This window comes from Mycobacterium sp. 29Ha (genome assembly GCF_032883055.1).
Lineage (GTDB): Bacteria > Actinomycetota > Actinomycetes > Mycobacteriales > Mycobacteriaceae > Mycobacterium > Mycobacterium gallinarum.
The window spans coordinates 1-19291 of sequence record NZ_JAMQTI010000031.1 but is presented as its reverse complement, the minus strand read 5'-3'; the positions used below and the strand labels follow the sequence as shown (position 1 = coordinate 19291).

General features: G+C 66.3%; 22 protein-coding genes. 9 read left to right on the top strand and 13 right to left on the bottom strand.

Annotated features, from left to right (window positions below; all coding sequences use genetic code 11):
* Positions 1-6: 6 nt before the first annotated feature.
* The 3 genes from pspA to pgsA all read right to left on the bottom strand — a co-directional run bounded on the left by pspA (position 7) and on the right by pgsA (position 2024).
* Positions 7-819, bottom strand: a complete 813-nt coding sequence (pspA, locus tag M1248_RS28900) for a phage shock protein PspA (RefSeq protein WP_163726527.1) — start codon at positions 817-819, stop codon at positions 7-9.
* Between the two features lie 115 nt (positions 820-934).
* A complete protein-coding gene (gene clgR, locus M1248_RS28895; RefSeq protein ID WP_163726523.1) occupies positions 935-1267 on the bottom strand; it encodes a transcriptional regulator ClgR in 333 nt (110 codons plus the stop codon).
* Positions 1268-1427: 160 nt separating this feature from the next.
* Positions 1428-2024, bottom strand: a complete 597-nt coding sequence (gene pgsA / locus M1248_RS28890; protein WP_163726521.1) for a CDP-diacylglycerol--glycerol-3-phosphate 3-phosphatidyltransferase — start codon at positions 2022-2024, stop codon at positions 1428-1430.
* A 41-nt stretch (positions 2025-2065) separates the two neighbouring features.
* Here pgsA and M1248_RS28885 point away from each other — a divergent pair, with 41 nt between their 5' ends.
* On the top strand, positions 2066-2575 hold the full coding sequence (locus M1248_RS28885) for an amino-acid N-acetyltransferase (protein ID WP_174262010.1): 510 nt from the start codon (positions 2066-2068) through the stop codon (positions 2573-2575).
* Between the two features lie 53 nt (positions 2576-2628).
* Here M1248_RS28885 and M1248_RS28880 read toward each other — a convergent pair whose 3' ends face one another.
* Positions 2629-5121 carry an FtsK/SpoIIIE family DNA translocase gene (locus tag M1248_RS28880; protein ID WP_174262009.1) on the bottom strand — a complete coding sequence of 831 codons (2493 nt, stop codon included), beginning with the start codon at positions 5119-5121 and terminating at the stop codon, positions 2629-2631.
* Between the two features lie 218 nt (positions 5122-5339).
* Between M1248_RS28880 and M1248_RS28875 the strand changes: the two genes are divergently transcribed.
* The 3 genes from M1248_RS28875 to M1248_RS28865 are packed head-to-tail and all read left to right on the top strand — an operon-like array spanning position 5340 to position 7338.
* Positions 5340-5654 (top strand): putative quinol monooxygenase, encoded by a 315-nt coding sequence (locus tag M1248_RS28875; protein WP_163726515.1) that lies wholly within the window; start codon positions 5340-5342, stop codon positions 5652-5654.
* Entirely contained in the window at positions 5654-6466 is an 813-nt protein-coding gene (locus M1248_RS28870) for a mycofactocin-coupled SDR family oxidoreductase (RefSeq protein WP_163726492.1), read from the top strand. Before M1248_RS28875 ends, M1248_RS28870 begins: the two co-directional genes overlap by 1 nt.
* On the top strand, positions 6466-7338 hold the full coding sequence (locus M1248_RS28865) for an SAM-dependent methyltransferase (RefSeq protein ID WP_317150487.1): 873 nt from the start codon (positions 6466-6468) through the stop codon (positions 7336-7338). Before M1248_RS28870 ends, M1248_RS28865 begins: the two co-directional genes overlap by 1 nt.
* A 6-nt stretch (positions 7339-7344) precedes the next feature.
* Here M1248_RS28865 and M1248_RS28860 read toward each other — a convergent pair whose 3' ends face one another.
* Genes M1248_RS28860 through thyX form a run of 3 tightly spaced genes read right to left on the bottom strand, consistent with a single transcriptional unit; the run spans position 7345 to position 10704 of the window.
* Positions 7345-9024, bottom strand: a complete 1680-nt coding sequence (locus tag M1248_RS28860; protein WP_317150486.1) for a ribonuclease J — start codon at positions 9022-9024, stop codon at positions 7345-7347.
* Positions 9024-9926, bottom strand: a complete 903-nt coding sequence (dapA, locus tag M1248_RS28855; protein WP_163726482.1) for a 4-hydroxy-tetrahydrodipicolinate synthase — start codon at positions 9924-9926, stop codon at positions 9024-9026. Before dapA ends, M1248_RS28860 begins: the two co-directional genes overlap by 1 nt.
* 25 nt (positions 9927-9951) lie before the next feature.
* Entirely contained in the window at positions 9952-10704 is a 753-nt protein-coding gene (thyX, locus tag M1248_RS28850; protein WP_163726479.1) for an FAD-dependent thymidylate synthase, read from the bottom strand.
* Positions 10705-10834: 130 nt separating this feature from the next.
* On the opposite strand from thyX, the gene M1248_RS28845 reads away from it, so the two are divergent.
* Together M1248_RS28845 and M1248_RS28840 are read left to right on the top strand one after the other, a co-directional pair.
* On the top strand, positions 10835-11134 hold the full coding sequence (locus M1248_RS28845; RefSeq protein WP_083127576.1) for a DUF4193 domain-containing protein: 300 nt from the start codon (positions 10835-10837) through the stop codon (positions 11132-11134).
* Positions 11135-11169: 35 nt separating this feature from the next.
* Entirely contained in the window at positions 11170-11757 is a 588-nt protein-coding gene (locus tag M1248_RS28840) for a nucleoside deaminase (RefSeq protein WP_317150485.1), read from the top strand.
* On the opposite strand, the gene M1248_RS28835 is transcribed toward M1248_RS28840, so the two are convergent.
* The 4 genes from M1248_RS28835 to M1248_RS28820 are packed head-to-tail and all read right to left on the bottom strand — an operon-like array spanning position 11750 to position 15076.
* Positions 11750-12499: an alpha/beta hydrolase gene (locus M1248_RS28835; RefSeq protein ID WP_317150484.1), complete on the bottom strand. Its 750-nt coding sequence runs from the start codon at positions 12497-12499 to the stop codon at positions 11750-11752. The genes M1248_RS28840 and M1248_RS28835 overlap by 8 nt on opposite strands.
* 54 nt (positions 12500-12553) lie before the next feature.
* Positions 12554-13762, bottom strand: a complete 1209-nt coding sequence (locus M1248_RS28830) for a winged helix-turn-helix domain-containing protein (RefSeq protein WP_410506752.1) — start codon at positions 13760-13762, stop codon at positions 12554-12556.
* 2 nt (positions 13763-13764) lie between these two features.
* Positions 13765-14250 carry a dihydrofolate reductase gene (locus M1248_RS28825; RefSeq protein ID WP_163726470.1) on the bottom strand — a complete coding sequence of 162 codons (486 nt, stop codon included), beginning with the start codon at positions 14248-14250 and terminating at the stop codon, positions 13765-13767.
* 31 nt (positions 14251-14281) lie between these two features.
* A complete protein-coding gene (locus M1248_RS28820) occupies positions 14282-15076 on the bottom strand; it encodes a thymidylate synthase (protein WP_317150505.1) in 795 nt (264 codons plus the stop codon).
* Positions 15077-15136: 60 nt separating this feature from the next.
* Between M1248_RS28820 and M1248_RS28815 the strand changes: the two genes are divergently transcribed.
* Genes M1248_RS28815 through M1248_RS28805 form a run of 3 tightly spaced genes read left to right on the top strand, consistent with a single transcriptional unit; the run spans position 15137 to position 18184 of the window.
* A complete protein-coding gene (locus tag M1248_RS28815; protein ID WP_317150482.1) occupies positions 15137-15874 on the top strand; it encodes a dienelactone hydrolase family protein in 738 nt (245 codons plus the stop codon).
* A 42-nt stretch (positions 15875-15916) separates the two neighbouring features.
* On the top strand, positions 15917-16834 hold the full coding sequence (locus M1248_RS28810; RefSeq protein WP_163726464.1) for an HpcH/HpaI aldolase/citrate lyase family protein: 918 nt from the start codon (positions 15917-15919) through the stop codon (positions 16832-16834).
* A gap of 57 nt (positions 16835-16891) precedes the next feature.
* A complete protein-coding gene (locus tag M1248_RS28805; RefSeq protein WP_317150481.1) occupies positions 16892-18184 on the top strand; it encodes an HNH endonuclease signature motif containing protein in 1293 nt (430 codons plus the stop codon).
* Between the two features lie 64 nt (positions 18185-18248).
* Here M1248_RS28805 and M1248_RS28800 read toward each other — a convergent pair whose 3' ends face one another.
* On the bottom strand, positions 18249-18719 hold the full coding sequence (locus tag M1248_RS28800; RefSeq protein WP_163736954.1) for a hypothetical protein: 471 nt from the start codon (positions 18717-18719) through the stop codon (positions 18249-18251).
* A gap of 105 nt (positions 18720-18824) precedes the next feature.
* A complete protein-coding gene (locus tag M1248_RS28795) occupies positions 18825-19235 on the bottom strand; it encodes a nitroreductase/quinone reductase family protein (protein ID WP_317150480.1) in 411 nt (136 codons plus the stop codon).
* Positions 19236-19291: the final 56 nt, after the last annotated feature.

Genomic DNA, 19291 nt, shown 5'->3' with positions numbered 1-19291 from the left:
CGGACGTTACTGCGACAGTGGGTTTTCCGGTGCCGCCTGCGGGTTGGCGGCAGGCGCGGCAGGCGCGGCTGCGGCGTTACCGCCCGCCGGCAACTGCTCACCCCGCATGGACGCGCGGATCTGCTCGAGCCGCGAGTGGCCGGCCATCTGCACGCTGGCCGACTGCACCTCCATCATCCGGCCCTGCACGGAGTTCTGGGCCAGCTCCGCGGACCCGATCGCGTTGGCGTAGCGCCGTTCGATCTTGTCGCGGACCTCGTCGAGGCTCGGCGTGCTGCCGGGCGCGGCCAGCTCGCTCATCGACCGCAGCGATGCACTGACCTGTTCCTGCATCTTGGCCTGCTCGAGTTGGCTGAGCAGCTTGGTGCGCTCGGCGATCTTCTGCTGCAGCATCATCGCGTTCTGCTCGACCGCCTTCTTGGCCTGCCCGGCGGCCTGCAGCGCCTGATCGTGCAGAGACTTGAGGTCCTCGACGCTCTGCTCCGAGGTCACCAGCTGCGCGGCGAACGCCTCGGCGGCATTGGTGTACTCGGTGGCTTTCGCGGCATCCCCGGCCGCGGTCGCCTGGTCGGCCAGCGTCAGGGCCTGGCGGACGTTGACTTGAAGCTTCTCGATATCAGCGAGCTGGCGGTTGAGCCGCATCTCCAGCTGACGCTGATTACCGATGACCTGGGCGGCCTGCTGGGTCAGCGCCTGGTGCTGGCGCTGGGCCTCCTCGATGGCCTGCTGGATCTGCACCTTCGGATCGGCGTACTCATCGACCTTGGAGCTGAAGAGCGCCATCAGGTACTTCCACGCCTTGGTGAACGGATTGGCCATCGGTTCATTCCGCCTTCGTGTCTGTCGTTGTCTCGGCCCTGGGCCGCCGGCTTACCGTGCTGCCCAATCTATCGGGTCGGTGACTGTTGTCGCACCTACACCGGCTTGAGCCTTTTCAGGCGACCGCCATTGACACGACCTGCGGAATGACGACCTTGGTCGCGGCGTCGATGTTGGCCGAACCGATCGATTCGCGCTCGAACGCCGCGAGTTCCTGGCGACCCATCTCGTCGCCCGCGTCGGACAGCACCCGCGACAGCGGCACGTCCAGCGCACTGCAGATGGCGCTGAGCAACTCGCTCGACGCCTCCTTGCGGCCACGCTCGACCTCGGAGAGGTAACCCAGGCTGACCCGGGCGGAGTCGGACACCTCGCGCAGGGTGCGGCCCTGCTCGGTGCGGGCGCGGCGCAGCACGTCGCCGATCACCTCGCGCAGCAATGCCGTCATACGTGCTCCCCTTTCGAGAGGTCCGTCTCTGGGTCGCCGGAGCCGCCCCGGCGGCGACATTGGATCTTTGTATTAGGGCAACGCCGCGGGCATGCGGGTGGTTCCCGGATGGCGCAAATAGCCGCCGTTCGAGGCGAAACCGCTGTACAACGGACTGAACTCAGTGCGCGGCGGGGCGTGCGCGCGAATCGCGAATGGCCGAGACGACGTAGTCGATGCCGGTGATCACCGTCAGGATGACGGCCGCCCCCATCACCACCCAGGCCCCGGTGAGCCAGGGACCCGACAGGGGCAGCACGAACAGACCGATCGCCACGCCCTGGACGAGGGTTTTCAGCTTTCCGCCGCGACTGGCCGGAATGACACCATGCCGCAGCACCGCGAAGCGCAGAACTGTGATGCCGATCTCGCGCGTCATGATCACGATGGTCACCCACCACGGCATCTCGCCGAGGATCGAAAGGCCGATCAAAGCCGCACCGATGAGAGCTTTGTCGGCGATCGGGTCGATCAAAGTGCCGAATTCGGTGACCATCCCATAGCTGCGGGCCAGTGCACCGTCGAACCGATCCGTGATCACCGCAACCGTGAACACGATGAATGCGGCTATCCGCCAGAACGTTTCGTGGCCGTCAGCGACGAACAGGACAACCAGGAACACCGGGACCAACGCCAGCCGGATACCGGTGAGCACATTGGCGATGTTCGCGACGCGGGCACGTGGCACCACGGGATCAGTCGTGGGTTCGCCTGGCACCGCAACAGAATATCCGTTGCTGTGACGGATACCCTCCACGTGTGAGCGCAGATCCCGCACAGGTCGCCATCCGGCGGGCCAGAACATCGGATGTGCCTGCGATCAAGGCTCTGGTCGACATCTACTCCGGCAAGATCCTGCTGGAGAAGAATCTGGTGACGCTTTACGAGGCTGTCCAGGAGTTCTGGGTCGCCGAGCTCGACGGCGAACTGATCGGGTGTGGCGCCCTGCACGTGCTGTGGTCGGACCTCGGCGAAGTGCGCACGGTCGCAGTGCACCCGAAGGTCAGGGGTCAAGGGGTCGGGCACGCGATCGTCGACCGGCTGCTGGACGTGGCCAGAGATCTGCATCTGGAGCGCATCTTCGTCCTGACCTTCGAAGTCGCATTCTTCAGCCGACACGGCTTCCAGGAGATCGACGGCACCCCGGTCACGGCTGAGGTCTTCGAGGAGATGTGCCGCTCGTATGACACCGGCGTGGCAGAGTTCCTCGACCTGTCCTACGTCAAGCCGAACATCCTCGGCAACACCCGAATGCTGCTCACCCTGTAGCGAATTGGGCGCGCTGACGATCGCTTCAGCGACGGTTTGCGCGCCGAAATCGCTCACCCCTCGTCGTCGTCGCCCGCCGAGTCGCCCGAGCCGCCGCGGATCAACATGAGCGTGCCCGCCAACTCGTCGGGCTTGACCAACACCTCGCGCGCCTTGGATCCCTCGCTGGGGCCGACGATGTTGCGGGTCTCCATCAGGTCCATCAGCCGGCCCGCCTTGGCGAAGCCCACGCGCAGCTTGCGCTGCAGCATCGACGTCGAACCGAACTGACTGGACACGACCAGCTCGACCGCCTGCAGGAACACGTCCATGTCATCGCCGATGTCGGGGTCGACGTCGGTGCGCTCGCTGGTGGTCTTGGCGGCGGTGACGCCCTCGGTGTATTCCGGCTCGGCCTGGGACTTTGTGGCTTCGACGACGGCGTGGATCTCCTCGTCGGTGATGAACGCGCCCTGCAGACGGATCGGCTTGTTCGCGCCCATCGGCAGGAACAGCCCGTCACCCATACCGATGAGCTTCTCGGCGCCCTGCTGGTCGAGGATCACGCGGCTGTCGGTCAGCGACGACGTCGCGAACGCCAGTCGCGACGGAACGTTGGTCTTGATGAGCCCGGTGACGACGTCCACCGACGGCCGCTGAGTGGCGAGCACCAAGTGGATGCCCGCGGCGCGGGCCTTCTGCGTGATGCGCACGATGGCGTCCTCGACGTCACGTGGTGCGGTCATCATCAGGTCGGCGAGCTCGTCGACGATCGCGAGAATGTAGGGGTACGGCTTGTACTCACGCTGGCTGCCCAGCGGCGCGGTGATCTCCCCCGACCGAACCTTCTTGTTGAAGTCGTCGATGTGGCGCACACGCGACGCCTGCATGTCCTGGTAGCGCTGCTCCATCTCCTCGACCAGCCATGCCAGCGCCGCGGCCGCCTTCTTCGGCTGCGTGATGATGGGGGTGATCAGATGCGGAATACCTTCGTAGGGCGTCAGTTCCACCATCTTCGGGTCGATCAGGATCATCCTGACTTCCTCGGGAGTCGCGCGCGCCAGCAGCGACACGAGCATCGAGTTGACGAAGCTCGACTTGCCCGAGCCGGTCGATCCGGCCACCAGCAGGTGCGGCATCTTGGCGAGGTTGGCCGAGATGTACTCGCCCTCGATGTCCTTTCCGAGGCCGATCACCAAGGGGTGGTGGTCGGCACGGGTACCCGGGTCGGTCAAAACGTCTGCCAGCCGGACCATCTCTCGGTCGGTGTTGGGCACCTCGATGCCCACGGCGGACTTGCCCGGGATCGGCGCGAGCATGCGGACGCTCTCGGTCGCGACGGCGTAGGCGATATTGCGTTGTAGCGCGGTGATCTTCTCGACCTTGACGCCGGGGCCCAGCTCGACCTCGTAGCGGGTGACGGTCGGCCCGCGTGTGCAGCCGGTCACCGTGGCGTTCACCTTGAATTGCTCGAGCACCTCGGTGATCGCCTCGATCATCCGGTCGTTGCCCGCGCTGCGCCGTTTCGGGGGATCGCCCGCGATCAGCAGGTCGAGCGACGGCAGCGTGTACGGCCCCTCGACGACCCGGTCGACGATCTTGGGCTTGGCCGTCTTCTTCTTGCGCGCCCTGGCGGCGGGCTCGGGAATGGTCGGTGTCTCGTCCTCGATCGGGTAGTTCTCCATCGGCGTGCCGCCGTTGAAAGTCGCCGGCCCCCCGGCTCCGGAAGGCCAGGCCGTCGCCTCGTCGTCGCCGTAACCGGCGGGGTCGTCGTAGTACCCGTCGGAGAAATCGTCGGAGCCGGCGGCGACAGCAGGGTTTTCTTCGTCGTAGTACTCGTCATCGTCGTAGTACTCACCGCGGAACGAACGCGTCGACAGCATGCTCCGAACCGCTTCGGGCACTTCGCGAATCGTTGTGCCGGTCACCAACAGCAGACCGAAGAGTGCACCGATCACCAGCAGCGGCATGGCGATCCACACGGTCAGCCCGTCGGACAACGGGCCGCCGATGGCGAACCCGATGAAGCCGGCGGCGTGCTGTCGCGCGACGGGTTCGGCAGGGGATCCCGCCCACAGATGCCACAGCCCCAGGACGGGCAGCACGATCATCGCCGTGCCGAGTATCAGGCGCGGCCGGGAGTCGGGGTTGGGCTCGGTGCGCATCAGCACGACGGCGGCCGCGGCGAGTGCGATCGGCACCAATGCGACCGAGGAGCCGATGAGCACCCGCAGGAAGGTGTCGATCCACGCGCCGACGGGACGGGCCGCGTCGAACCATGAGCTCGCGGCGATCACCACGGCGATGCCGAGCAGGGCCAGCGCGATGCCGTCGCGACGGTGACCGGGCTCGAGCTCGCGGGCCCGGCCGACGGACCGCGCCGTCGACCCGGCGCCCTTGGCCAGCATCAGCCAGCCCGCACGCACCCCACGTCCCACGGTGGCGCCGGCCGACGACACCGGTGACGGGCCCCGCCGCGGCGCCGGCTTGCGCTTCTGGGTGGTCCGCGCGCCGGACTTTGACCTGCTAGAGCGGCTGCCGGAACGCGCGGCGGTCTTACTGGGCATGCCTGTAAGACTAGTCGCAATAGCCCCACAATCACCATCTGCCACACGGGTCACAGAACGGTATCAATCGCTGACCTGGATCAACATCGCATATCACCTGCTCAGGCACCCGCACGTGGGTCGACCTGGCCTGAGCACCGGGTAGGCGCGATTTAGTTAGGTTCGCTGAGTAGGGTGATCTCACATCTGGCCAGCACTCACCGAGGAGTTCACCGCCCATGCCCATCGTCGTCGTCGCAACCATGAAGGCAAAACCCGAGTCGGTGGACGCCGTCCGGGAAGCATGCAAGCAGGCCATCGAGGCGGTGCATTCCGAACCCGGCTGTGACCTCTACGCACTGCACGAGGCTGACGGCACCTTCGTCTTCGTCGAGCAGTGGGCCGACGCCGATGCGTTGACGGCCCACAGCCAGGCGCCGGCCGTCGCGACGCTGTTCGGCACCGTCGGCGAGCTCCTCGACGGCGCACCTGACATCAAGATGCTGCAGCCGGTCGTCGGCGGCGATCCCTCGAAGGGTGCACTGCGTCCGTAATGCGCGCCCTCGACGGCAAGGTCGCGTTCATCACCGGTGCCGCCCGGGGTCAGGGCCGCGCCGAGGCGGTCAGGCTGGCCGCCGACGGCGCGAGCATCATCGCCGTCGACATCTGCGCCCAGATCGCGTCGGTGCCCTATCCCCTGGCCACTCCCGACGATCTGGCGCTCACGGTCAAGCTCGTCGAGGACACCGGCGCGCGAATCGTGGCGCAGCGGGCCGATGTTCGCGACCAAAACGCGCTGAAGAGCGCGCTGCAGACCGGCGTCGACGAATTCGGCCGGCTGGACATCGTCATCGCCAACGCCGGTATCGCACCGATGCAATCAGCCGAGGACGCCTGGCGTGACGTGATCGACGTCAATCTCACGGGCGTCCATCACACCGTGGAGGTGGCGATACCCACGCTGAAAGAGCAGGGCGACGGCGGGTCGATCGTGCTGACCAGTTCGGTCGTGGGTCTCGTCGGGATGGGCAGCGACGACCCCGGCGCCATCGGATACGTCGCGGCCAAACACGGCATCGTCGGGTTGATGCGGCTCTACGCCAATCTGCTTGCCCCGCACAGCATTCGGGTCAATTCGGTACATCCGGCCGGTGTCGACACCCCGATGATCAACAACGAGGCCACCCGGCAGTGGCTGGGGAGCATCGCGGAGAAGAGCCCACAGGATATGGGTAACGCGCTGCCCGTTCAGGTTCTGCAGCCGGAGGACATCGCCAACGCCGTCGCGTGGCTGGTTTCCGACGAAGCTCGCTACATCACCGGCGTGGCGCTGCCCGTGGATGCCGGATCGGTCAACAAGCGCTGATGGCCGACAACGGGCCCGCGCAAACGGCTTTCGGCCCCATGGTGCTGGCCGCCGTCGAACAGTACGAGGCACCAGAACGCCGGCTCGTCGACGACGACTTGGCTCTTGCGTTCCTGCCCGCCGGTCTGCGCGGTCTCGTGAAAGCGACCCGGCTCGCTACGCTGCGGCGGCTGATGATCGGCGCCACGGAGCGAGCGGGCCAGGGGTTGTGGGCCAATCTGGCGTGTCGCAAGCGATTCATCGACGAGACGCTCGACGACGCGCTGCCCGATATCGATGCGGTGGTCATCCTGGGCGCCGGCATGGACACCAGGCCGTATCGCCTCGCCCGGCGATCCGATGTCCCGGTGTACGAAGTCGACCTGCCGGTGAACATCGAACGCAAGAAGGCTGCTGCCCGCCGGGTGTTGGGTGAGGCGCCTGCGTCGGTTCGGTTGGTGCCGGTGGATTTTGAGCGTGACGATCTGGCCGCCGAACTGACCAGGGCGGGACACCGCAGCGGCGATCGAGCCTTCTTCGTGTGGGAGGGCGTGACGCAGTACCTGACCGCAGATGCGGTGCATGCCACGTTCGAGTACCTGCGGAGCGCCGCGCCGTCGAGCCGGCTGGTGTTCACCTACGTGCGACAGGATTTCATCGACGGCAGGAACCTGTACGGCGCCCGGTCGGCGTATCGCCGGTTCCGCGAGAAGCAGCAGCTGTGGAAGTTCGGATTGGAAACAGACGACATCGCGGCGTTCGTCGCGCAGTACGGATGGCGGCTGATCGAACAGGCGGGGCCGGACTACTTTTTACGTCACTACGTCGAACCGTCGGGCCGCAAGCTCACGGCGTCGCAACTGGAGTGGACGGCGTACGCCGAGAAGACCTGACCGCCGCTAGATCTCGATGACCGTCGGTACGATCATCGGCTGGCGGCGATAGGACTCGCCGACCCACTTGCCGACCGCCCGCCGTACCGCCTGGGCGATGCGGTTGATATCGGTCACCCGTTCGGCGGCAAGGGCTTCCAGCGCTTCCTCGACCTTCCGCGTCGCGGGTTCCAGCGACTTCGGGTCCTCCGAGAAACCGCGCGAGTGCAGTTGCGGCGCCGACGCCAGCTTACCGGTGCCGCTTCGCAGCACGACGGTGATTCCGATGAAACCCGAAGACAGCGTGAGCCGTTCACCGATAACCGTCTCGCCGACATCCCCGAGGACGAGTCCGTCGACGAACATCTTGCCCGTCGACACCGCACCGGAGACCGATGCCCGGCCCGCCACCAGATCGACGCTGACACCGTTCTCGGCCAGCACGATGTTTTCCTCGGGCACCCCGGTGCGTGTCGCCAGCGCCGCGTTGGCCCGAAGCATCCGCCAGGTTCCGTGCACTGGCATCACATTGCGCGGCCGGACGCCGTTGTAGAGGAAGAGCAGTTCCCCGGCGTAGGCGTGGCCGGTGACATGCACGCGCACATGGGCATTCGTCACCACGCGGGCACCGATCTTGGCCAGGGCATCCAGGACGCCGAAGATCGCTTCCTCATTGCCCGGTATCTGCGATGACGACATGATGATGAGATCGCCGGCCGTCAGCGTGATGCTGCGATGCTCACCGCGCGACATCCGCGACAGCGCGGCCATCGTTTCGCCCTGCGTGCCCGTGGTCACGAGCACCACGCGTTCGGGAGCCATCATCTCCGCGGCGCCGATGTCGATGATGTCGTCATCGTTGGCGAGCGTGAGGTAGCCCAGCTCCTTGGCGATCCCCATGTTGCGGACCATCGACCGGCCCACGAACGACACCTTGCGGCCCAGCGCCACTGCCGCATCGATGATCTGTTGCACGCGACCGACATTCGATGCGAAGCAGGCCACGATGACGCGCCCCTGTGCCCCACGCATCAGCCGGTGAATGTTCGGGCCGATCTCGCTCTCCGAGGGCCCCACTCCGGGGATCTCGGCGTTCGTCGAGTCGCACAGGAACAGGTCCACTCCGGAATCACCGAGTCGTGACATGCCCGGCAGATCGGTCGGCTTGCCGTCGGGCGGCGACTGGTCGAGCTTGATGTCGCCGGTATGCAGCACGGTGCCCGCACCGGTGTGGATCGCGATGGCCAGACAGCCCGGGATGGAGTGGTTGACGGCGAAGTACTCGCATTCGAACACGCCGTGCCTCGAGCTCTGACCCTCGTCCACCTCCTCGAACACCGGCTTGATGCGGTGTTCGCGGCATTTCTCGTTCACCAGCGCCAGCGTGAACTTCGATCCGACCACCGGAATGTCGGGACGCAGCTTGAGCAGGAACGGGATGGCACCGATGTGGTCCTCGTGCGCGTGGGTGAGCACCAGTGCCTCGACGTCGTCCAGACGATCCTGGATCAGGCGAAGGTCGGGCAGGATCAGATCGACCCCGGGCTCATCGTGCGTCGGGAACAGGACACCGCAGTCGACGATCAGGAGCCGGCCCAGATGCTCGAAAACCGTCATGTTGCGGCCGATTTCGCTGATGCCGCCCAGCGCGGTGACCCGAAGTCCCCCGGGGGCCAGTGGCCCCGGCGGTGCGAGTTCTCCGTTCACTAGCGCAGCACCGTGGCGGCCCGCATATCTGCGGCTAGTTCGTCGATCTGGTTCGGTGTCGCCGGTATCTGCGGCAGCCGCGGGTTACCCGCCTCGAAACCCTGCAGCCTCAGCCCCTCCTTGGCCAGCGTCACACCGCCCAGACGTGCCTGTGCGGCGGCCAGCGGTCCCAGCGTGACGTTGATCTTGCGTGCCGTCGCGACATCGCCGGAGTTGAACGCCGACAACATGTCCCGCAGCTGACTCGCGGCGACGTGGCCCCACACACTGATGAACCCGACAGCGCCCATCACCAGCCACGGCAGGTTCAGCGCGTCGTCGCCGGAGTAGTAGGCCAGCCCCGTCTCGGCGATGATCTGCCCGCCGCCGTGCAGATCTCCCTTGGCATCCTTGATCGCCACGATGTTGGGATGGGTGGCCAGCGTCCGGATGGTGTCCCATTCGATCGGGATGGCCGAGCGCGGCGGAATGTCGTACAGCACCATCGGCAGAGGCGTGGCGTCGGCGACCGCGGTGAAATGCGCGACCAGCCCGGCCTGTGGCGGACGCGAGTAATACGGCGTCACCACCAGCAGGCCGTGTGCACCCTCGCCGTGGCAGGCCCTGGCGAGCTCAATGCTGTGCTCGGTGTCGTACGTTCCGGCGCCGGCGATGATACGGGCACGGTCCCCGACCGCCTCGAGTACCGCCCGCAGCAACGTCAGTTTCTCGCCGTCGGTCGTCGTCGGCGACTCACCGGTGGTGCCGGACAGCACCAGGCCATCGCAGCCCGCGTCGACCAGGCGGGTCGCCAGCCGGACCGCGGTGTCGGTGTCCAGGGTGCCGTCAGGCTTGAACGGGGTAGCCATCGCGGTCAGCACGGTGCCCAACTGGGCTGTCACGTCGAATCCGCCGGTACTCACGAACAGTGAGATTACTCGCTCGGGATCACGCCTCTGTGGCTAGCGGGCTGGTTGCCACCTCCGTGCCGTCAGCCAGCGCATAGATCTCGAAGTCCGAGAACGCCTGCGGTGCGACCTCGATAAGTTGGCGCAGACACTCGATGGCCAGCCGGCGAATCTCGATATCGGCGTGCTCGCTGGCGCGCATCGCGATGAAATGCCGCCACGCGCGATAATTGCCGGTGACGACGATGCGGGTCTCGGTGGCGTTGGGCAGCACCGCCCGGGCAGCCTGTCGGGCCTGCTTACGTCGAAGGACGGCGTTGGGCTCGTCCGCGAACCGAGCCTCCAGCCTGCCCAGCAGTTCGGTGTACGTCGCGCGACTGGCGTCGGCGGCGGCGGTGAGGATCTCTTCGAGTTCGGGATCGTTCTCGATACCGGGTGGCAGGACGACCTGGGCCTCGTGCTCGGGGACATAGCGCTGCGACAGTTGCGAATAGGAGAAATGGCGGTGCCGAATCAACTCGTGGGTGCACGACCGCGAGACCCCGGTGATGTAGAAGGACACCGACGCGTGTTCGAGCACCGAGAAGTGGCCGACATCGATGATGTGCCGCAGATAGGCGGCATTGGTCGCGGTCCGCGGATTGGGCTTTGACCAGCTCTGATAGCACGCACGTCCGGCGAACTCCACCAGCGCGGGCCCGCCCTCGGCGTCGGTACTCCACGGCACATCAGGCGGCGCCGCGAACTCCGTCCTGGCGATCAGCTGTACACGCAACGGCGCGATCTCGGCCACGGCTCACCCTAGCGCGAGCGCCTCGTCACGGTTGGGACTGACGTGCGGGTTTGGGCTGCGGATCGGAAGGGAATTATGCGGTCCTCGGTCGGCGTTTAACGCAGCACCGGACTTGGAGGGAGAGTGGCCGATGCCCACTGATTACGACGCGCCCCGTACCCAGAACACGGACGAAGGCGACCAGTCTCTGGAGGAGATCGCCGCGCGCCGGCGAGACAAGGTCGACGTGGCGGTACTCGATGTCGACGACGGCGATGCCGTCGACGCGATCGACCTGCCCGACATCGACCTGTCGGGTGAAGAGCTCACCGTTCGGGTGATCCCGAAGCAGGCCAACGAATTCACCTGCTCCAGTTGCTTCCTGGTGCAGCACCGCAACCGGCTCGCGCTGCAGTCTGGCGACAGACTGGTGTGCGCGGACTGCGTCTGACCTTCTGGCGCCGCCATCGGCGCTAGGGTGACGCCGTGGGAGGACCGACCGTGGCATCGCGTCTGCTCGATGTGATGGAGCGCGACATCCTGCCGATGACCGAGCGTGGCGTCGCGGCGGGCAACAAGGTGTTCGGCGCCGCGCTGCTCCGCAAATCCGATATGTCGCTGGTGCTGTGCGGCACGAACAGCGAGACCGACAACCCGCTGCTGCACGGCGAGATCAGCACCCTCAACCGGTTCTACGAACTGCCAGACCGGCCGGCCACGCGCGACCTGGTGTTCTTATCCACCCACGAACCCTGCCCCCTGTGCCTGTCGGCCATCACATGGGCCGGGTTCGACAATTTCTACTACTTCTTCACGTATCAGGATTCGCGCGACGCATTCGGCATCCCCCACGACCTGAGAATCCTCCAAGAGGTGTTCGGCGTCGAGGACGGCAACTACCGGCACACCAACGCGTTCTGGACCGGCCGTTCGATCCGCGACCTCGTCGACGCCGAACCCGAACCGCTGCGCAGCCGGCTGCTCGAGCAGGACCGGTGCATCCGCGATGTCTACGCCGGACTGTCGCAGCGGTATCAAGACTCCAAATCCGACAACGACATTCCGTTCAACTGACGGATTCGGTGACTCGCGCGTCGAGCCATGCCAACACCGGGGGCGCGACCTGAGGTAGCGCCGAGTCCGCGACGATCCAGTGAGGCAGGTCCGGGTGGTGGTGATGCTGGGCCGAATACCTGCGCGCGATGCGACGTGAAATCCACGTGGCGACGTTGCGATCGGCACCGCCGCTGACGCACAACACCGGGCAGTGCACAGCGCGCGGATCGACGCGGGTGTCGCGGCTGCCCAGGCTCATCGAGCGGAACACATGTGCGGAATCGGGAACAAACCCGGCGATGACCTCCTGCTGCTCCGCCCCGGGCAGCCCGAATAGCGGGACCGCGCGAAACGTTTCCACCGACGGCTTCACCGGTCGGCCCTTGAGGAGACTCGGCATGATCGGAAACAGGTGGGGCAACGAGCGCAACTGCGGCCACAACACACCGGGCGGCACCGGCGCCAGCAGCACCACCGCCCTTGGCTCACGAGCCGCCGCCACATGCTGGGCGACCAGACCCCCGATGCTGTGCCCGATCACGATCGGCGCTTCGTCCAACTCGTCGTAGGCCGCGAGCGCGGCAGCGATGTAGTCGGACAACGTAACCCGCGACAGGACCGCCATGTCGACCGGATCGTGGCCGGGATACGCAGGTGCGTGGACTCGGTAGCCGGCCGACTCGAGCAGGCTCACCCAGCCCGACAGCAGCTTCGGGGTGCTGAACATGCCGTGTAGGAGCAGAATCGGTGGTCTGGACATGCCCTCATACTGGCGATGATTGGGCGTCGAATCGATTACTCGCGAGGTAATGGTTCAGCGGGTGAGGGCTCGCTTCAGGGGCGTCACCAGGTCACCCCGCTTGCCCACCGTGACGTCGGTCAACCCCAGCCACGCCGCCATGGTCTGCAATTCCGCCGCCAACGGCGCCGCCAATCGTGCCGGCTGCTCCCCCACTTCGGCGAATGCACCGACCACGTAGAGCGTCCCCTGCGAACGATCGGCCTTGAGGTCGACGCGGCCGACGAGCCTGCCGTCGAGCAGAAACGGCCACACGTAGTACCCGAACTGGCGCTTGGGGGCGGGCGTGTAAATCTCGATGCGGTAATGGAATTGCCACAGCCGCTCCACGCGCGGGCGGAAGAAGATCAACGGGTCGAACGGGCACAGCAGCGCCGTGCCACGGTCGCGCCGGGGCACGATCTGACCCGCACGCAGGTACGCCGGCGCCGCCCAACCGTCGACCTCGACCTGCTCCAGTTCCCCGTCGGCGACGAGCTTGGCGAGCGCCGGCTTGGACAGTTTCGGCGACAGCCGGAAGTAGTCGCGGATGTCGGCTTCCGTGCCGATGCCTAGCGCACCCGCGGCCCGCCGCGTCAGCTCTCGCAGCGCCTCCTCGTCATCGACCTCCCTGGCCACGACCTCCGGCGGCAACACCCGCTCGGTGAGGTCGTAGTGGCGGGCGAACCCGATGCGGGTGGCGGTGGTCAGGACGCCGGCCGACCACAACGCCTCCGTCACCCACTTCGTGTCGCTGCGGTCCCACCACGGGCCCTTTCGGCCGCGCTGGTCGGCACCGAGGTGGGCTTCGATTTGTCCGGCGGTCGACGGTCCGAGTTCGGCGATGGCGGTGACGATGTCGTCGGCCAGCCGTCCGTTCTTCTTGACGATCTCCTTGCCCCAGCGGCCATGCGTGTACTCGCGCATGCGCCACCGCATCAGCGGCCAGTCGTCCACCGCCATCAGAGCGGCCTCGTGCGCCCAGTATTCGACGAGCAGGCGTGGCGAGCGGGCGCTGTGGCTCCACGCCGCACGATCCAGCACGTCGCGGTCGTAGGGGCCGAGCCTGCTGAACACCGGCGCGTAGTGCGCGCGCACCGCCACCGACACCGAATCCAGTTGCAGCACTTGGATCCGCGAGATCAGCCGACGCAGGTGTGCGCGCGTCACCGCCCCACTCGGTCGCGGTTCGGCGAAGCCCTGGGCCGCAACGGCGATTCTGCGCGCCTGCGCCGAGGTCAGCATGCTCACGGGCGAACGTAGCTGAAGAACCGATAGCGCAGACCGGAGGAACTGGTGAGCCACTCCCCTTCGGTGCCTATCCACTGTTCGTCCAGCGTGGGCGCCACCGCATCGCCGTCGTCGCGGGGCAGGTCGATCTCCACCTCGGTGACCTCGCACCGCGTCGCGAGCGGGAGCGCCAGCGTGTAGATCTGTTCGCCGCCGATCACCCAGGTGATGTCGTCGGTCAGAGCGTCCTGAAGCAGGGGAACCACGTGCGCACCGTCGGCCATGTAGTCAGCTTGCCGGGTCAGTACGACATTTCTGCGGCCCGGCAGCGGCCGCACCTTGGCGGGCAGGGACTCCCAGGTCAGTCTCCCCATCACGACGGTGCGTCCCATCGTGAGCTCTTTGAAGCGGGCCTGGTCCTCGGGCAGCCGCCACGGAATACCTCCCCGGCGACCGATGACACCGGAAGTCGACTGGGCCCAGATCAGCCCCACCGTCGTCACGGCTGTCCGTTCCGGCCCTGCAAGCAGGCCGTCATACAGCCACGGGCGCCTTGATCGCCGGGTGCGGGTCGTAATTCTTGATCACGACGTCGTCGTAGGTGTAGTCGAAGATCGAATCACGCGGTGCAAGAACAAGTTCCGGATAAGGCCGCGCTTTGCGGCTCAGCTGTTCGGTGACCTGCTCGACGTGATTGTCGTAGATATGGCAGTCACCACCGGTCCAGATGAACTCTCCCACCTCGAGCCCGGCCTGGGCGGCCATCATGTGGGTGAGCAGCGCGTAGCTGGCGATGTTGAAGGGAACGCCGAGGAACAGGTCGGCGCTGCGCTGGTAGAGCTGACAGCTCAGCCGGCCGTCGGCCACGTAGAACTGGAAGAACGCGTGACATGGAGGCAGGGCCATCTGCGGGATCTCGCCGACGTTCCAGGCCGACACGATGTTGCGGCGCGAATCCGGATCCGACCTGAGCAGCTCGAGCGCCGCGCTGATCTGGTCGATGTGCTCACCCGACGGAGTGGGCCACGACCGCCACTGCACGCCGTATACGGGCCCCAGATCGCCTGTCGGAGAAGCCCATTCGTCCCAGATCGTGACGCCGTGCTCCTGCAGCCAGCGCACGTTCGAGTCGCCGCGCAGGAACCACAACAGCTCGTAGATGATCGACTTCGTGTGCACTTTCTTGGTGGTGAGCAGCGGGAAGCCGGCCGCCAGGTCGTAGCGCATCTGGTGACCGAACAGGCTGCGGGTGCCGGTGCCGGTGCGGTCCGATTTCGCTGTCCCACGCTCGAAAACCAGGCGAAGGAGGTCCTCATACGGCGTGCTTATAGACCCAGTGACCGGCACTCGGTCAGCTTACGTCCAGAGGGCAGGAGTAGAACCGAAGGCATGCCGACAATCACCGACTCCATCACGACCGCCGACGGGACCTGCCCGGTGACGCTGCACACTCCCGAGGGCGACGGACCGTGGCCGGGAATCGTCATGTATCCCGACGCCGGCGGGACGCGCCAAACCTTTCGCGAGATGGGCGACCAGCTGGCCGCCTACGGCTATGCCGTCCTGGTGCCCGATGTGTACTACCGCGACGGCGACTGGGCCCCGTTCGAGATGGCGTCGGTATTCAGCGACGAGAACGAGCGCAAGCGCCTGTTCTCGATGATCTCGAAGGTGACGCCGGACATCATGGCCGCCGACGCGGCGGCATTCTTCGACTACCTGTCCGCACGGCCGGAGGTCGTCGGCGAGGCGTATGGCACCACCGGATACTGCATGGGCGGGCGGACGTCGCTGATGGTCGCGGGTCGTGTGCCGGAGCGTGTCGCGGCGGCGATGTCATTCCACGGCGGCGGTCTGGCGGCCGACGACCCCGGCAGCCCGCACCTGCTCGCCGATCAGATGACAGCGGCCGTCTACGTCGGCGGCGCGGAGAACGACGCGTCCTTCACCCCGGAAGCAGCTGAAACCCTGGACAAGGCGCTCACCGCCGCCGACGTCGAGCACACGATCGAGTGGTACGCAGCCGCGCACGGCTTCGCCGTACCGGACAACGGGCCCTATGACCAGGCGGCGGCCAAACGGCACTGGGACGCCATGCAGTCGTTCTTCGGCGCGCACCTGGGCTGACCCCCGTAGCGCCGGTGGTGACGGGTGCGCCACGATGAACGCATGGACCATGCGACGGCAGAACACTCGGATTCCGGCGACGGATCGCGCATCGATCCGGTACTGGCCCGCAGTTGGCTGTTGGTCAACGGCGCGCAGTACGACCGCTTCGCACCCGCGGCGGCGTCGCGCGCCGACATCGTCGTCCTCGACATCGAGGATGCGGTCGCCCCGAAGGACAAGCTGAGCGCGCGGGAAAACGTGATCCGGTGGCTCAGCGAGGGCAACAGTGACTGGGTCCGCGTCAACGGGTTCGGTACGCCGTGGTGGGCCGACGATCTCGACGCGTTGAGCAAGTTGTCGCCCGGCGGGGTGATGCTCGCGATGGTGGAGTCCGTCGACCACGTGACCGAAACCGCCAAGCGGCTGCCGAACGTGCCGATCGTGGCGCTGGTGGAGACGGCGCGCGGTCTCGAGCGCATCACCGAGATCGCGGCCACCAAGGGCACATTCCGGCTGGCGTTCGGCATCGGTGACTTCCGAAGGGATACCGGCTTCGGGGACAACCCGACGACGCTGGCGTATGCGCGTTCGCGGTTCACGATCGCGGCCAAGGCCGCGCATCTCCCGAGCGCGATCGACGGCCCGACGGTCGGTTCGAGTGCGCTGAAGCTCAGTGAGGCGACCGCGGTGTCCGCCGAGTTCGGGATGACGGGCAAGATCTGCCTGACACCCGATCAATGCCCGACTGTGAACGAGGGACTGTCACCGTCGGCAGAGGAGATCAGTTGGGCCAAGGAGTTTTTCACCGAGTTCGAACGTGACGGCGGCGAGATCCGCAACGGCTCCGATCTGCCGCGTATCGCGCGGGCCAACAAGATCCTCGACCTCGCTCGGTCCTACGGCATTCACGAATCGGAGTTCGACGACGTCGACGACCCGGCACACATCCCCGCGCCGTCGGACACCTACCACTACTGAGCTTTTCCTCGTCTCTGGACGGCCGTACTTGTCGGACCCCTCTGTTTTGATGGGGTCATGTCTTCGATCGCCGCCTCCGACGGGGCGGTCGTGCGTCCGAAGGACCGGCTGGAGGTGTTGTTCGGCGAATTGGGTGAGTTGATGGGTCAGCGCAACGCCATCGACGCGCGCATCGTGGACATCGTGGCCGAGATGGACCACGACAACCTGGTCGGCATGACCGGGTGTCGCTCGCTCTCGGCTTTGGTGGCGTGGAAGACCGGCTCCTCGACCAGAAACGCCGGGAAGATCGCCGCGATTGCGCACCGGGCCCGACAGTTTCCGCTGTGCATGGCGGGCCTGCGCGAAGGCCGGTTGTCACTGGACCAGGTCGCCATCATCGCCGAGAAAGCCGGCGCAGGTTCTGATGGGCACTACGTGACGTTGGCCGAGGTCGCCACCGTCAGCCAACTCAACACCGCCCTCAAGGCCGAACCACCCCTGCCATCTGAACCCGACCCCTGGCGCGACACCCCACCCGAGGCCGAACCCGCACCCGAGCCGCCGCCGCGGCCCACGATCACCACCACCCACAGCGACGAGCAGACCACCACCTGGAAGATCACCCTGTCACACCTGGACGCCGCAACCTTCGACGCCGCCGTGCAGTCCCATCTGGATGCTGCGGTCGCCGCGTGGAAACGCGACCACGACACCGACACCCTGCCCGCCGCGGTAGCGTCGCCGTTTCCCACCAAGGGTGAGGCGTTCATGAGCCTGGTCGAAGCCGGCTGGGACGCCGACGCTACCCGCCGCCCCCACGGCCAGCACACCACCGTCGTGGTGCACCTCGACATCAAAGAACAGGTGGCTGCCCTGCACCTGGGGCCGTTGCTCACCGACGCCGACCGCCGATACCTCACCTGCGACGCCACCTGTGAGGTGTGGTTCCACCGCGACGGACAACCCCTCGGTGCCGGGCGCAGCACGCGCACCATCGGCCGCCGGCTACGCCGCGCCCTAGAACACCGCCACCCCACGTGTGCGGTGCCCGGCTGCGGGGCCACCCGCGGACTGCACGCCCACCACATCCAGCACTGGGAAGACGGCGGCCCCACCGACCTGGACAACCTCGTCCTGCTGTGCCCCTACCACCACCGCGCCCACCACCGCGGCGTCATCACCATCACCGGACCCGCCCCCAACATCACCGTCACCGACAGCGATGGCCGAACCCTGAGCCCGGGATCACTCGCCCGCCCACCCACCCGACCCCCACCCGACGCCGCGCCCTACCGCGGACCCACCGGCGAACGCGCCCAATGGTGGTGCTACACCCCCTTCCAACCCACACCACAGAGCGACAACTAACGTGGCTCAAACAGGTTGGCGCGTCGAGCAATTGATGTACTACCTGCTGGACCGCACGCACTGATCACGGCGATTGTTGAGCTTTTTCGTCGTTCCGGTGTAGGTAGCTGCCGATGGCGCGCGCAATCCCCCGGCCCGCATAGATGGCCGCGACCACGGACAAGATGATCATCGCGATGAACATCACGAGCCAGTTGGAGCGGCTGTGGCTGACGTTCCACCAGACGATCGTGAACAGGACGGCGCAGATGAACACCACGATGTCGCGCCAATTTCCGCTGTAGGACATCGCAGCTTCGCGTATCGCCCGCGAACGCTCCGTTCCTTCGACCAGATCGTTGATGCGCTCGTTGATGCTCGCCTTCAGACGTTCTTTGAGTTCTGGCTGGTCGTCGGGAATACGTTCCAGCAAGTCCATGTCTTTGGCGATCATGCCGCGGACGTCAGGACCCTTGAAGCTGCCCGCCGCGGCACCCAGCAGGGCACCGCCGGCGATCGGCGCTGCACCCAAAGCAAGGTCGGCTATCCCTGGCATCGCTCGTCCTCCTCCGATTCGTGCGAAAAGTGTTGCGGCGAGCGCTTCGCCAACGGTCCGTGTCGAGGGGCAATAGTAGTTCGCCCCGGCGGCCACCGGACTGTTTCAAGGCCCGACCGGGTTCAGGACGATGACCGGTATCTGCCGCGTTGTCCGCCTTTCGTAGTCTGCGAAATACGGGTACATCTGAACCAGCCGACGCCAGAGTTCCGGCCTGTCGTCCGAACTCGCCTCGGTAGCTTCGACTTGACTCGCCTCGGTAGCTTCGACTTGCATGGTTGAGCCCATGACCTGCACCTCGGCCCGTGGATTGGCCCGCAAGTTGAGCCACCATGCGGGGTCGGTGTCACTGCCCGAATAGGCCGCGGCGATCACGAATCGATCGCCGTCCTTGATATAGATCACCGGCACGGTTCGTGGTTTGCCGGACTTTCGCCCGGTGACGGTCAACAGCATGGTCGGATATTTCGCGTTCTGGGCCCTGCCGGCGGTGGCCCGATACGCCAGGGCGTGCATCGTGGACTACCCCAGGTTTTGTTCCTACTCGGGTGCGAGGGCCGGGGTTGGCTGAC

Bases quoted from the DNA above. Each gene is read 5' to 3' on its own strand.
- pspA (WP_163726527.1), bottom strand. From the start codon at position 819: ATGGCCAATCCGTTCACCAAGGCGTGGAAGTACCTGATGGCGCTCTTC.
- clgR (WP_163726523.1), bottom strand. From the start codon at position 1,267: ATGACGGCATTGCTGCGCGAGGTGATCGGCGACGTGCTGCGCCGCGCC.
- M1248_RS28880 (WP_174262009.1), bottom strand. From the start codon at position 5,121: ATGCCCAGTAAGACCGCCGCGCGTTCCGGCAGCCGCTCTAGCAGGTCA.
- M1248_RS28875 (WP_163726515.1), top strand. From the start codon at position 5,340: ATGCCCATCGTCGTCGTCGCAACCATGAAGGCAAAACCCGAGTCGGTG.
- M1248_RS28870 (WP_163726492.1), top strand. From the start codon at position 5,654: ATGCGCGCCCTCGACGGCAAGGTCGCGTTCATCACCGGTGCCGCCCGG.
- M1248_RS28865 (WP_317150487.1), top strand. From the start codon at position 6,466: ATGGCCGACAACGGGCCCGCGCAAACGGCTTTCGGCCCCATGGTGCTG.
- M1248_RS28845 (WP_083127576.1), top strand. From the start codon at position 10,835: ATGCCCACTGATTACGACGCGCCCCGTACCCAGAACACGGACGAAGGC.
- M1248_RS28835 (WP_317150484.1), bottom strand. From the start codon at position 12,499: ATGTCCAGACCACCGATTCTGCTCCTACACGGCATGTTCAGCACCCCG.
- M1248_RS28830 (WP_410506752.1), bottom strand. From the start codon at position 13,762: ATGCTGACCTCGGCGCAGGCGCGCAGAATCGCCGTTGCGGCCCAGGGC.
- M1248_RS28815 (WP_317150482.1), top strand. From the start codon at position 15,137: ATGCCGACAATCACCGACTCCATCACGACCGCCGACGGGACCTGCCCG.
- M1248_RS28810 (WP_163726464.1), top strand. From the start codon at position 15,917: ATGGACCATGCGACGGCAGAACACTCGGATTCCGGCGACGGATCGCGC.
- M1248_RS28805 (WP_317150481.1), top strand. From the start codon at position 16,892: ATGTCTTCGATCGCCGCCTCCGACGGGGCGGTCGTGCGTCCGAAGGAC.
- M1248_RS28800 (WP_163736954.1), bottom strand. From the start codon at position 18,719: ATGCCAGGGATAGCCGACCTTGCTTTGGGTGCAGCGCCGATCGCCGGC.
- M1248_RS28795 (WP_317150480.1), bottom strand. From the start codon at position 19,235: ATGCACGCCCTGGCGTATCGGGCCACCGCCGGCAGGGCCCAGAACGCG.